Origin of the sequence: Microvirga sp. 2MCAF35 (assembly GCF_052115545.1) — a bacterium.
GTDB lineage: Bacteria > Pseudomonadota > Alphaproteobacteria > Rhizobiales > Beijerinckiaceae > Microvirga.
This window is the reverse complement of sequence record NZ_JBFRGW010000119.1, coordinates 1-371: the sequence shown is the minus strand read 5'-3', so window position 1 is coordinate 371 and position 371 is coordinate 1. Positions and strand designations below refer to the sequence as shown.

Annotated in this window: 1 pseudogene; it reads left to right on the top strand. The window is 63.6% G+C overall.

Annotated features, from left to right (window positions below):
- A pseudogene (locus tag AB4097_RS21560) lies at positions 1 to 371 on the top strand (transposase); the annotation flags it as partial.

Genomic DNA, 371 nt, shown 5'->3' with positions numbered 1-371 from the left:
TCAGTCGCGGAGGCGATCCGCTCGATTGGTGTGACGGAAGTTACCTATTACCGGTGGCGCCAGGAATACGGCGGGCTCAAGGGGGATCAGGTCAAGCGGTTGAAGGAGCTTGAGGCCGAGAACGCCAGGCTTCGTCGCGCCGTATCGGATCTGACCCTTGACAAGATGATCCTCGCCGAGGCTGTCAAGGGAAACTTCTAAGCCCCGCCCGCCGCCGCGCCTGCGTGGATCATGTGATCGCAGAACTGGGCCTGTCCGAGCGACGGGTTTGCCGGGTTCTGGGTCAACACCGCTCCACGCAGCGTAAGATCCCGACCGCAGCCGATGACGAGGCGGCCTTGACCGCCGACATCATCGCGCTGGCCCTCCAG